9 protein-coding genes are annotated in these 13697 nt (G+C 43.9%); all 9 read right to left on the reverse strand.

The window, feature by feature from the left end; translation table 11 throughout:
• Nucleotides 1-19 precede the first annotated feature (19 nt).
• On the reverse strand, nt 20-1375 hold the full coding sequence (locus ACEN82_RS05810) for a Gfo/Idh/MocA family protein (RefSeq protein ID WP_112654170.1): 1356 nt from the start codon (nt 1373-1375) through the stop codon (nt 20-22).
• Between the two features lie 461 nt (nt 1376-1836).
• Nucleotides 1837-2286, reverse strand: a complete 450-nt coding sequence (locus tag ACEN82_RS05815) for an SRPBCC family protein (protein ID WP_413318261.1) — start codon at nt 2284-2286, stop codon at nt 1837-1839.
• Nucleotides 2283-2609: an ArsR/SmtB family transcription factor gene (locus ACEN82_RS05820; RefSeq protein WP_091163361.1), complete on the reverse strand. Its 327-nt coding sequence runs from the start codon at nt 2607-2609 to the stop codon at nt 2283-2285. Before ACEN82_RS05820 ends, ACEN82_RS05815 begins: the two co-directional genes overlap by 4 nt.
• A complete protein-coding gene (locus ACEN82_RS05825; RefSeq protein ID WP_354484204.1) occupies nt 2590-3039 on the reverse strand; it encodes an SRPBCC family protein in 450 nt (149 codons plus the stop codon). Before ACEN82_RS05825 ends, ACEN82_RS05820 begins: the two co-directional genes overlap by 20 nt.
• A 250-nt stretch (nt 3040-3289) precedes the next feature.
• The gene (locus tag ACEN82_RS05830) at nt 3290-4417 is read right to left on the reverse strand and encodes a zinc finger domain-containing protein (RefSeq protein ID WP_413318258.1); all 1128 of its coding nucleotides are present in this window, start codon (nt 4415-4417) and stop codon (nt 3290-3292) included.
• Nucleotides 4418-4449: 32 nt separating this feature from the next.
• Complete coding sequence (locus ACEN82_RS05835) at nt 4450-5565, reverse strand: SPFH domain-containing protein (RefSeq protein WP_413318256.1); 1116 nt, start codon at nt 5563-5565, stop codon at nt 4450-4452.
• Nucleotides 5566-5725: 160 nt separating this feature from the next.
• Nucleotides 5726-7600 (reverse strand): RagB/SusD family nutrient uptake outer membrane protein, encoded by a 1875-nt coding sequence (locus ACEN82_RS05840; protein WP_413318254.1) that lies wholly within the window; start codon nt 7598-7600, stop codon nt 5726-5728.
• 17 nt (nt 7601-7617) lie between these two features.
• Nucleotides 7618-10785: a SusC/RagA family TonB-linked outer membrane protein gene (locus ACEN82_RS05845; protein ID WP_413318252.1), complete on the reverse strand. Its 3168-nt coding sequence runs from the start codon at nt 10783-10785 to the stop codon at nt 7618-7620.
• Between the two features lie 955 nt (nt 10786-11740).
• On the reverse strand, nt 11741-13633 hold the full coding sequence (locus tag ACEN82_RS05850; RefSeq protein ID WP_413318250.1) for a 7TM diverse intracellular signaling domain-containing protein: 1893 nt from the start codon (nt 13631-13633) through the stop codon (nt 11741-11743).
• Nucleotides 13634-13697: the final 64 nt, after the last annotated feature.

The raw sequence follows: 13697 nt of genomic DNA on the forward strand, positions 1-13697 counted from the left end.
TTTGTGACCTATCCAGCTATTAATATTTAAAAACTTTTCCATTTGCCATTACCTCCTGGGTAGCTTCATCAAAAGTGGCCTTGTAGCCGGTATGAACAGCTGCATTGGTCATGATATTGGCTATCGAATGGCTGTAGCCGGCTTCAACCGGGGCGTTTGGCTGCTTACGGCTGCGCACGCATTCCATCCAGTTGCGTACGTGGTTTGAAGTAAGTATATCACCTCCGGTATTGGCTGATGCTACCACCTTTTCGGTATTAGCCAGGCTAATCTCGGGCAGCAGGTTTGCCTTCATATGCATGGCATCGGCCATTTTTTGAGTAAGACCTCCTTTTGGCGATACTGTATTGGTGATGAGGTTAAGCTCGCCGCCGTTTGAATAGTAAATTTCGGCCGGATGCTCATCGCCATTGTGCATGCGTGAGCCAAACGTAACCTGGAAGCCGGTTGAAGGATCATTAAGCGGACCGTAATCAAAAGCGGCCAGTATGGTATCCCAGTTGCGGCGCCCATCTTTCCACATATAGATACCGCCGTTGGCAACTACACTACGCGGGTGTTTTAAGCCGGTAAACCAGTGTACAGTATCAATCTGATGGCTCATCCACTGTCCGGGCAGTCCTGACGAATATGGCCAGAACAGACGGTATTCCAGATATTTACGCGGGTCGAAATCTTCATAAGGCCGGTTCATGATAAAACGTTTCCAGTCGGTATCCTGTTCCTTCAGCTGTCCTAATAACTCCGGCCGGCGCCAGCGGCCTGGTTGGTTCACATTCCAGGTAAGCTCAACCATAGTGATAGGGCCAAACTTGCCCGAACTGATAAATTCATTGGCCGCATGATAATTAGCGCCGCTTCTGCGCTGCGATCCAATTTGCACAATTTTGCCCGACTCCTTTACTGCCTTTAAGGCAGCCCGGTTATCTTCCATGGTTTCGGCAAATGGTTTTTCTACATAAGCATCGCAGCCGGCCTTCACCGCTTCAATAGCATGGCGTGCATGCTGGAAATCAGCAGTGCTGATGAATACAGCGTCCACACTTTTACTGTCATATAATTCTTCATTATTGCGGTAAGCTTTTACGTCATGCTGCATTTTTTCTTTCCAGAGGGCAGAGCCTTCCTCGCGCCGTTTGTTCCAGATATCAGATACGGCTACCACATCAAAGTTGAGTTCTTTATAATGGTTCATGAAACTGGGCACGTGGGAGCTTTTGTGCCTGTCTGAAAAGCCTACCACCCCAACCCTGACCCGGTCATTGGCGCCAATGATGCGTTTATAGCTTTGTGCGCTCCAGCTTTTGGGGGCAAGCATAATTCCGGCCCCGGCTAACGAGGCCTGCCTGATAAAGGTACGGCGTGATTTTTCCATGTAGTAAATAGTTTTAGTTGCAGGTTGTTTTTCTTCAAAATACGGTACGTCAGGGGGCAGGTACCTGTATTTTTTGCTGATTAAAAGGTAAACTGGTTAAAGCCGGCGCCTATGCGCGGCTAAATCAAATATCGAAGAATAGAATTGAAAAGCAATAGCGTTTTTAACTGTTAATGTAACAATAATACTGTTTTTTGTAAATCAGATTTCCTTTAATGTCCTGGTTTGAAATGTAACAGGTTAATATTTAATTAAGCTAATTGGTTAAGCAACCCTGATTTTTAGCAGTATAAAGTTTGAGATAAAACCCTAATTGATAATTGATTAAACCCTCAAGCGCCTTTCATGAAAAATGAAAGGCGCTTTCTTGCCTAAAAGTTGTTCGAAACTTTCAGGTTTTAGTTTCAATATATTGACTAATAGAATATTATGTTTTATTTGGTTAGCTTTAATTTCGTTAACTAACTTTCTTTAGGATTAGGTTCTCCTTTACCTGTGGTAATGAGGTTGTACAAACTTCCCGTAATATAACCGGCCCAGGCGTTTGAGCAAACCTCATAACATTCATGAGGTGGAACCAGGCCCTGGTGGGTGAAGCGGACTTGTGTTTTGTCGTCCTGTTCGGAAATTTCAAAAATCACTTTGGTGCCTTTCCATTCGGTTTGATCTTTGGTGAAACTAAAATAGTTGTCCAGTACAAGCCAAACCACTTTTTGGTTGGGAACAACTTCTGTTAATTTCAAGGTACAGCGGTGAAGGGCCCTGGCTTTGTAGGTAAACTCGTCATAGAGCTTCTCTGTGCCGCCTTTAACTTCTTCCGACCACCATCCGCGAACATTATTGATGGCATCATAAGCCTCTTTAGGGGTTTTATCTACCGAAATGGTTAATGTTAAATCCTGATCTTTCATTTTTTGTTCATTTTATCGTTCATTAAAACTCCCAGTTTGTCCAGTTTATCGCCCCAGAATTTATCATAGTAGGCTAACCAGGCCTGTAGCTCTTTAAAGCCGTCTTGCTTCAACACACAATGCCTTTCTCTGCCGATGTCTTGTATAGAGATAAAACCGGCATTGTAAAGTACTTTGATATGCTTTGAAACGGCCGGCCTGCTCATATCAAAGTTCTCAGCCAATGAGTTTATTGTACGGCTGTCTTTTGAAAGCAGGTGCAGGATCTGCCTCCTGCTCGGATCGGCAATTACCTGGAATACATCAAGCCTGTGCTGTTCCATCTTTTTCTGCGTTTATGATCTGCAGCATTTTGTTGATAAGCACCAACCAGCCTTTTTCCATCGAGCTAAACATCAACGGGTTTACAGAGTCTGCAAAATCACGGTGTACCAGCAAGAGTTCAGTGCCGTTATCTTTTTCTGTTAGCATCCAGTTCACTGTCGAATTGCTTAGTTCACCATTGCCTGAGCCGAATTTCCATGAATAAGAGAGTTTTTTGAAGGGGATAACCTCCAGGATCTTGCAATAAAAAATCCCGTCGAAATCCATCTCGGGCATAGGTTTGGCCTTAAGCTGAAATTCGTGACCCAGTACAGGTTTCAGATCGCCGGGCATGAGCCATTGCGATATCAGTTCCTGATCGGTTAAAAATTCCCAAACCACTGCGGGTGGGTGCGGGTAAAATAATTGGTGCTGAATGATTTTTGCCATGATAGGTAACTTTTAAGTTACTCAAATGTATATGTAACTTGTGAGTTACGCAAATTTATTTTTATTTTTATCTGGGATGGCTAAGAAGCTTGTTAAGATTGGTTTTTTAAATGTAGAGACGCATCACATGCGTCTCCCGCATGCAGATTACGATAGGCAAGCGCTGTGTAAAGGAAGTTTATCCTATGGGAGACGTAATTACGCGCTTTACGTAAAGATATTGGGGCCTTTGTGTCTTAGGGCAGCTTCTCTATGCAGGATGAGCATTTTGGTATAGGATCACTCCAATTATTATCAAGGCTATTACAAACAACACAGTAAGTATTATCTTCATTGCACTCACAGGGCGCTGGCCGATAACCTCGCCTGTGCTGGCATTAACTGTAAATTGATAAATCTTGTTATTGTAGTTATAGGCACTTACCCAAACCGGTAACATCAGGTATTTTATAGCTTTATCAAAATATTGGGTGTCGGTGCTGTCGATTCTTTGCTCGTCTCCGCCTATGTCGTCCCGTATTGCCGAATTTATCGCTCCAACAGTTTGTTCGGCCGCTTTAGTAAAACCTTGTTCCGGGCCTAGCTGGTAAGTTTCGGAACGGAAACCGCTCATATAACGTTCATCAAACTTAACCAGCATATTAAAGTTCCATGGGCCGAGTTTGGTAAGCGTTTTTTCGGGCAATGAGTTGCTGGCGGGTACCATCAGGTCGCGGAAATCACATTCTACTCTTCCGGACGCGTATGACCAATCGGTATGGCGTACCTGCCTGGTCTTGGTCTGCGTTTTTCCGTCAACAGTTTCCGTATAGGTTTCAGTGGTATAGTAATAATCGCCTCGCTCACCACTATAATCGGTTATGGTATAAGTATCATAGGTCCAGTGGGGCAGGTAAACACCTTTTAGTGCTGATGATGCATCGCTTACCTTTTTAGCCAGATCATTTGGCGCCCACCACAAGCTTTTAAGCCATTTTTTGAAAAAATCGACCCCTTGTTGTTGCGTAACAGCAAATGGTAAGATATAATGGGGCGGTACATATTGCTGTCCGCTTTCTAAATCTAATACAAGCGGAGCAGTACAAAAAGGGCATTTATCTGAAGTTACAAACTGATCAAGAATTGTTTGCGAACCACAGTTTTTACAGTTCACTACCTTAAGGTCGGCGCTTTGTTTATTATCATCGATTTCGGCAATAAACTCATCGTAGTCATAAGATAAAATATCGCAGCTATCGGGGGCACTTTCAATGGCATTGCTTACACCGCAATAATCGCACAGCAAATTATGGGTGCCGGGATTAAAGTGCAATAACGCCCCACAGCCCGAACAGTTTAAAGAGTTGTTTATAGCCGATGGGTTAACCTCGTTGTTCATTTCAGAAATATAGAATTAGGAATGATTATAGGTTAGGCTATTGGTGGAGGGACGTTACTAAACAATTCGGCTATTTCCTCAACAGATGATGCTACGGCCCAGGCAGCCATGCCTTTTTTCCAAACCATACTTTCCCTGCTTAGCTGCCCGCTGGCTATCATTGCATTGATGTCGTTTAATGAATGCGGACCATCAGATTTGCCGTCTTTCGCAATATGGTACTGAACAGCGGGCTGGGGTGGAGGAGGCGGTACATTGCCACCGGTATTGTTGGGAGTAACCTGATTTTGCTGAAAGATATTGCCAACCTGGCCCATCATCGCAGCGCCAACACCCAAACCCATACCGGCAGCTCCTAAGTTACCACCAATAGTATTTTCGGCAGATTTTTCAATAGCATTAGCAGCCTGGAACTGGGCATAAGCGCCGAGATTACCCAATATGCCCATTTCGCTGCGTTTATCCAGCACCTGCTCAACTTCGGGTGGCAGGGAGATATTTTCGACTAATAGTTTGGTTAAGTTTAAACCAAACTCAGCGAAATCGGGTTGGATAGATTCTGTTATGAATTTGCCCATTTCGTTGTAGTTGGCTGCCAGATCAAGCACGTTTATTTTTGATTCGGCTACGGCATCCATCCCCCGCGAAACAACGGTGTTTCGTAACTGCTCATTGATATCTTCAATGATGAAATCGGGATTAGTGGCAGCGATTTCCTTAATAAATATTTTGGGGTCCAGAACCTTAAAGTTAAACGAACCAAATGCCCTCAGCCGCACCGGCCCAAATTCAGCATCGCGGATCATTACCGGGTTTTTGGTACCCCATTTTTGGTTGGTGAACTGACGCAGGCTTACGAAGAATATATCAACTTTAAACGGGCTTTCAAAGCCATATTTCCAGCTCATTAGGGTGGTTAACAAAGGCATGTTCTGCGTTTGAAGCTCATAAGTACCGGGAGTAAATACATCGGCGATGCGCCCCTCGTTCATGAAAACAGCGGCCTGCGATTCGCGAACAATAAGTTTTGCACCCATCTTTATGGCATTATCATGGCGCGGAAATTTCCATACAAGCGTATTCTGGGTGGTATCAACCCACTCTATTACATCTATAAATTCGTTACGAAGGATATTGAACAGGCCCATATTTTTGGATGTCAGGTTTAAATAATGATTAAATATGTAAAAAAACAAATAAATGAATGTGCTCCCGGCTAATTATTTATGCTTTTAAATCTATATAAACAAAAAACCGGACACTAATCAATTGACTAATGCCCGGCTCAAATGTTACAAATCAACTAAATTATGGTACTACTTTATCAAGAGGCGGGATATTGGTTTCTGAACCTGCGTATCCTTTGCTCTGGTTAATATGACCATTTACATTCAGGTCGATCTCGCTTTGCGGGACAGGCCATAAAACATGGTATGGCGAAATAGTATAGTGATTACCCGAATTGGTTACAACATTAGGGTTTTTATAGAAGTCGTTCTTCTCCATGATCCTGTCGTAAAAGAAGTTGCTTGTTGAAAAATTAGCTACGTTGTAGCTTTTTCCATTGTAAGCGGCAATTCCTGTTTGCGCAAAGATGAAAGCGATACGGGTAAGCTCAGTTTTACGTGGTTCCTCCCAATACAGTTCTCTCTGGCGTTCGTCAAGTATAGTGCCGATATTAACTTTGCCTGGATCTGTTAACAACTGTGCATTTGCACGTGCCCTTACTTTGTTGATATCATCCATAGCAAGTGCGGTTTGACCTTTCCATACGTAGGCTTCGGCACGCAACAGGTAGGTTTCGGCTAAGCGGAAAACATACCAGTCGGTGTTGGTACCACGCGGCGGACTCCACCATTTATCAAGCGCGATAGGGCCCGAGCCAATAAACACTTTGTAATGCGGCCAGCCAAACCAGGCACGGATGGTATCTTTTGCACCATTCAGGAAGCGTTGCTTAACGTTAGCATCGGTATATTGCTCAAGATGCTTGCCATACCATGCCGGATCGGAGGTTTTAATGGCCGGGCTATTGTAAACCAGATCAGTCATGTTCATCCAGTTTCCGGGAGCGTGCCTTAAGTCGGTATTATCTGTCCAGATGTATTTGGTAGCATAAGGCGTACCGCGTAAACGACCAATACCACGGCCATACCATAAAGTAAGCGGGAATTCTTCGGTTACTTTATCTGAAATGCCCGGTTTCAGCGCTCCGGGGGTAAGTATAGTACCGTTATGCCACATCGGCACACAGTTCCTCATCACCTGCGATCCGTTGGGCGTAGCGCCGTCAAGTGTTTCGCGGTCAAGTACTACATATAAAGCCTCGGCATTTGTTCCCAAAGCCTTGTTTTCGGGTCGGTGAAGGTCCCAGATGATGTTTTTTGAAGCATCGCCCGCTACAATACCGAAACGGCTGGTCATGAGGTGATACGGGCCGTTGATGGCAACGTTGGCGGCTGCAATGGCATCATCAAATAAACCAAGTGCCAGATCAACTTTAGCTAAAAGATGGGCAGCGCCGCCTTTGGAGATATCGCCTTTGGCGTTCGCATCGGTAAGATTAGCTACGGCGAACTCCAGGTCTGTTTTCATTTGCTTTAGGATAACGATACGCTGCGTGCTGAAGTAGCCTGTGTTTACCGCGGTTTCTTCTTTTAGCAGCAATGGCACATCGCCAAACTCATGTACTAAGCGATAGTAACGGTAAGCCCGGTGAAATAAAGCTGTCGCTTTTACCAGGTTTTTATCGGCGTCTGAAGGCCATTTAATGTTATCCAGCCTCGATAAAATAACGTTACAGTCATGGATGCCCTGGTACCATGCGCTCCAGTAGCGGCCTATCTTGTTATAGTCGTCACTGTTTAAGTTTGCGGTAGGGGTGATCCGCGCGTTCAGATCCTGTGCCGGTGTGGTTTTATCGGTAGTACCTTCAACTGCGGCATCAGTAAATATCGATTCGGTAAGCAACGGGGCCGAGTCGCCAAAGTATTCAAACCTTACGCTTACATTTAGCGTAGCCAAAGCTGCTTTAAATGCGGCAGGCGAGGTATAAGTTACGTCGGGCGTAAATTTTGAAGGTGCCTGCGGATACAGATCAGCCCGCTTGGTACAGCCGCCGGTTATAAATATGGTTGCCGCTGTTAAAGCCGCAGCCATGATGTTTTTGTTTATCTTGTTCATGTATTAAAATCCCTCCTTTAAAAAACTACGTTAAACCCGGCTGATAAATATCTTGGAGTAGGACCGCCGTTTTGCGGATCCCAAAGCGGCCAGCTTGAAAACACAGCTGCATTGCTTGCATTCACAAATAATTTGGCGCTTGATATGCCCAGGCGTTTGATGAGCTGCGGACTGAAAGTGTAGCCGATAGAAGCGGTTTGCAGCCTTACAAACGAAGCTTTACGCCAAACATTAATGGTTGTGCCTGATGAACCTGAGTTTAAGCGGGCGTAATCGTCAATCTCGTTATCAGGTGTCCAATAAGGTAATACATATGAGTTCATACGGGCAAAGCCTACGCTGCCCGGATTGTTTAAAGCCTGGTTGTATTGCCTTAACTGACCAATGCTTGATACCAGCAGGAACGATACATCGAAATGTTTAAGGAAATTGAAATCATTGCGTAAAGACCAGCTAAAGCGTGGATTGGTTGAACCCAGAAATTGCTTATCATCATTGGTGAATTTAAAATCGCCGTTTACATCCTGCAGTTTAAAATCACCGGGTTTAGCGCCGTATTTAGCTGCTTCAGTAGCATCTGCGGTTTTCCAAACACCCAGGATCCTGTAATCCCAAACAGCGTTGATATCGTGACCAATGAACCAGCCGTTGCCGATATCATCTTTTTCAACATTGGTGGTAACGCCGTTGGCATCAGTAACCGGGAATGCACCGTACAGGTGAACAATTTTGTTGCGGTTTAAGAAAAACGTTCCACTGGCATTCCAGTTAAAGTTTTCGCTTTTAATGATCTTGCCATCCAATGAAATTTCAAACCCCTTGTTGTTAACCTGGCCTATGTTGGTGTATGGGTTGGAGTTGTTAGCCCCACCAACTAAATCGCCCGATGAGTTGTAGCCCTGAACATCAAGAATACTTCGTTTAACCAGAAGGTCGGTAGTTTTACGGTCATAAACATCTATCGAACCGCTAAGCCTGTTGTGTAATATGGTGAAATCCAAACCGATGTTAGGACCTACAGTACGTTCCCATTTTAACTGGGCATTTTGTAGCGTGCTTACATAAATGCCGCTGTTGTTGGTTACAGTACCTGAATTGTTTGCTGTTGGATATTTGATACCACCCAATACAGCTAATGAGATAGATGGATCGGCAGTGGTTGTAGAGGTACGGTTACCGTTTGCGCCGTAGCTGAAGCGTAATTTACCATAATCAAGCCATCTAAAAGCGTCACCTTTCATGAAGCTTTCATCGCTGAATACCCAGGCAATTGCTCCAGAAGGGTATACCTCGCGCGGATGCTGCAAGCCAAATGCGGAGAAACCGTCGCGGCGTACAGTGGCGGTAACGATGTACCTGCCCAACAAGGTGTAGTTGATCCTGCCCATGATGGCATCGGCGTTATAAATACGGTCATCGCTGCTTTCCACAGGCAAATTACCGGCGCCGATGTTGTGGTATCCCAGGATGTCGGTTGGTGTTAACTGTGTATTTGAAGCATTGGTATACCAGGTTTGGTATTTTTCTTTGTTAAGCAGGAAGGTTGCATCAAAGCTATGTATGCCAAATGTTTTGTTCCAGCTTAAAATATTATCGAGGTTGTACCTGTAGCGGTTTTCCTGTGTACGGATGGCAGTACCACCCGAAAGTTCATTAGGGTTAGCTACCGGGCGGAAAAAGAAGTTTCGGTACGATTCGATGGTTGGCGCATAATTCACCGTATACTTAATACCGAAAGGAAGATCCAAACGGGCAAAAAGTACCGAGAACAGCGTGTTTTGAACCGCTACGTTTTGATTATAGCGGTTCCCGAGAAATGGGTTACGCTGATTTAAACCGCTGTCATCGGTATCGATACGGCGTAATGAGCCATCGGCATTGTACACATCTCCATAAGGAGATGAGTTAATGATCTGCGTCCAGTCGGCTTCGGTACCATCAATGCCCTGACCGCTTAGCGGGGTACTGGCAGCGCCTTCATCACGGCTTGCAAACTGTGCATTTACGCCCAGGGTTAAAAACTTAGCTGCCTTACCTTCCAGGTTTACGCGGAAACGACCGTCGGTATACTGTCCGCCCTGGATCAGGTTCTGGTTTTTAGTGTAGTTGCCCGATACATAATATTTAACGGTTTCTGAACTTCCCGAAAAACTGCCTGTATAATCCTGGCGGAAGCCATTGCGGAAAATCAGTTTTGACCAGTCGGTCATTTTACCGGCCTGGTAGTTGGCAATCTCGTTAGGGAATAAACCTAAACGCTGCAGCCAGATGGTAGTTGGGTCGCCTGTAGCACCATTGAGGAACTGGGCAAGCGTTACACCATCGGGCAGTTTGTTAGGGTTGCTGTAATAGTAATAAGGATTTGAAGTATTAGAACTGCGGGCACCGTCGGCACGCCAGTTAAGGAAGCCATCGCCTGTATAGTATTTTTGATTTTGCAATAGTTGAGCAATACCGAAATTGGCATTCAGAGTGATTTGAGTACCACCCTTTTTACCTTTTTTGGTAGTAATGGCTACAACACCACCGGCAGATTGTGCACCGTATACGGCAAGTGCGCTTGGATCTCGTAACACATCGACACGGTCGATATCGTTAGGGTTGATATCAGCCAGCTGACCCGGATAAATAACCCCATCCAATACGATAACAGGTTGTACGTTGCCCGAAAGGGAGGCTTTACCCCTGATCTGCAAATCGCCGGTACCGCCGCCTTTGGCCGAGGTATTCAAGGCAACCGATATACCCGGGATATTGCCCCTGATAATATCCGTAGCACTGGCCGGGTGTTCATTTTCTAATTTCTCGGCCTTAACACTGCTGATGGCACCGGTAACATCTTTAACGGCACGTGTGCCGTAACCTATTACTACAACTTCTTCCAGCTGTTTGTTGGCATTGGCCAGTGTTACATCAATTGTTGTGCGTCCATTAACCGGCTGCTCTTGTGTGGCCGAACCCACAAAGCTGAAAACAAGTGTAGCGTTGCCGTTGGCTGTGATAGAATAGCTGCCTTTTAAATCCGTAACGGTTACCGCACCTGTTGACTTGTTTTTTACAGTGGCGCCAGGTATTGGCAGACCCTGGCTGTCTTTAACAATACCTTTCACGGTAATGTCCTGTGCGAACGTGCGTGTTAGTATTGTAATAAGTAAAACAAAAATTAGCGTAATTTTTTTCTTCATAATTAATTGCTGTTTAATTGGTTAAGCAGCCCGTGGCTGCCGGAATGGGCTATAGGCAAACCTGGTTTACACAATAGCGGTGCAGGTAAATACTGCCGCGCGATCTTACTTCATATAATCGATTTGTTGGTTAAGCGTATTACTAACTGGTAATTGGTGGGGTAAATTTAACGTGGAATAAATCAATAATGCAATAGGTTTATTGTATGTAAGTTATTGATTTTAAGATGTTTAAATATATTTTGATACGTTTTGATAACGAAAAACTCAAACGTTGAAGTTGCGTATTTACAGCAGGTTACACCTCGTTGTTTTTTTCGCGTGATACGCTTGGTGAACAAGAAAAAAAAGTGAAAATATTTTAAAAAATGACAATTGAGGGGATTGGAGAGTGGTTAAAACCTGCCCTATTGCAACAGAAATAAGGTTTGGGGGATGGAAACAGGAGGGGCGCGTCCTGTTAGAGGAGAAAATCGCTATTGAAAAGCCAATACGTTCCTTACCAATGAATTAATCAAAGGAATTATTGATAATACAAAGGGGCTGTTCCCTCAGGGGCTCTCGCAGATTTAAGTTAACCCACAAAATCAATAGTCAAATTGGGTAAAGTGCGTGAGTTGAGCCCCTCTGGGGCTCGGGTAGGGGATAGGACGTTTTTTTCTACAAACCTTTTCCCCCTCTGGGGGACTTTTATAATTTAACAAATAGGTATTAATTGCCAAGGACAAGTGCACCAGAGGTGCAAAAGGTTTGTAGCATGTGAGATTATTGAAATACCCCTTGCCCCAGAGGGGCAAAACAATACACCTTGCTGATTAAACGACAAATCAATTTTATGGAATAGCTTGGATCCGCGAGGGTTTCGGAGGCATCGACTTACTTAGACTATATACAAACAGCGAAAAATGTCAACGAATAACACTCCCCAAATGCTACAAAGAAGAAATGCTACTTCTCACATCACCAGCACCGTCCATCCCTGCTGATCATTCTTTTTCCTTGATTTTTTCTTTTCCTGCAATACTTTCTTTATACGAATGGCGTAAGTCCAGCAGGTGCTTTGGCGGATATCGAGCTTTTCGGAAAGCTGGTGCGATGATATCGTGCCGTTAGTACTGTAAATAAGATAGGTTAGATAAAAAGCCTTATTGATAGGAATGCGGCTGTTTTGAAATATGGTATTATGCAATGCCGATTCTTCATAACTGCATTTAGTACACCGGCGGCTGTGCGGCAACCTTCCGGCACAATATGTTGTATTTGAGCAGCGGGTACAGATAAAGCCATCTTTCCATTTTAAAGCCGACAGGAATTTAAAACAGGTTTCCTGGTCGGGGTACTTTGCGCTGAATTCTTCATAGCCCAACTCTGTGGATAACGCTCGTGATTCGGTAACCTTTTCAATGTTTGTTTTGAGCTGAACATTATCTTTTTCAAGTAAAATATTCATTCTTAATATTTCACCGGCCTGCTTTTCCAACTGCTCGTTGGCCCGTAACAATTCTTTGTTTTGGTTTTCGATGATCTGACTTTGTTGCCTCACCTCGTTTGATTTTTCAACCAGTTCATACGTGCGGATTTCAACCTGGCGCTCCAATTCTTCATTTATCGAATCCTTCAACTGGCTGTTCAATTGCATTTGCCGTATGGTTTCTTCATGGGCTGCATCCTTCTCTTTTCGCAGGATCCTTACCTGGTCGCCAATGGCAAATGATAACAGTATCATCTCAATAATAAAACAAAAACTAAGGCTATAGTAGCTTATAGGTGCGGGTAAAAAGTAAGCGTAACCAAGGGCAGTAAACGCTTTAACTATAAAGCCCACAAACAAAATCGAGTAGGCCAGCACAAAAAAGCGGGCCGGCTTGTAGCCGTTTTTATAGATATACACACCGGTAGCAAAAGCCAGCGATAGCGGGATCACTTCAACAAACTTATATACAAACAGCGAATTGTTGAAGATAAGGCAATACAGAAAATAGGTGGTGCGCAGCAATATCACACAATTGATTAGCCTGTTAAACTGCGGAGCTTTTATTTTAACCTGCAATAGCTCCTTGCTGAATATCAGGGCGCAAATACTGGTAAAATATAGGGCAGTGCCGTTCCCGTAATTATTTAAAGCTGGCGCTCCCGGCCATAAATATTGGAACGCGATGCCATCGGCACTCATTTCGTAAAGGCCTACGCTTAAAATGTAAAATACGTAGTACAGGTATTGTTTCTTTTTAACCGCAAGGAACATAAGCAGGTTATGGAAACAAAAAATAAGGATCATGCCATAAAACAAGCCATAGGTTAAGTATTCATTAAGCGCATAATGAATAAAGTAATTAATAGTACGATAAACTATGATAACGTTCACCGCATTGTGCGATTTGATCCTGAAATAATAGGTATGATAACCAGGGTTGGTATCCCCGATCAGAAACTCAAAGTTTTTATGATGGAAAAGCCTGCTATTGAAATTAAGGTTAGCGCCCGATTCACTTTTGATATAGTTACCTGCCGCATCAGGCATATAAGCCGTTACCTCATCGGTTGTTTGATCAAACAGCTCAATAATGCTGTTGTTGTTTACCGGTTCGCTAAAGTACATCCGCACGCGAAACCAGTAAGCAGAGTTTTTATGGTGATTGCTGGGGTAGTATGAGCTGTTTTCGGTAAAAGAGGAGCTCATTTCTTGTATATCCCGGAAAGTTAGTTTCCCGGTGCTATCCTGTAGGTATTTTACCTCGTTAAGGGTAAACTTATGTTGCTGAATACTTTTATCAACCCGGAGTATATTTTGAGCACGGGAAGTAAAAGCCCACAGGCATATAAAAAAAATAAATAAATACTTAGTCAATGCAGGTAAATGTTTAATCAAATGTTTTCAATAAGTAGTGTAGCCTGCAATAATTTTAAATGAA

The sequence above is a fragment of the Mucilaginibacter sp. Mucisp73 genome, assembly GCF_059491465.1.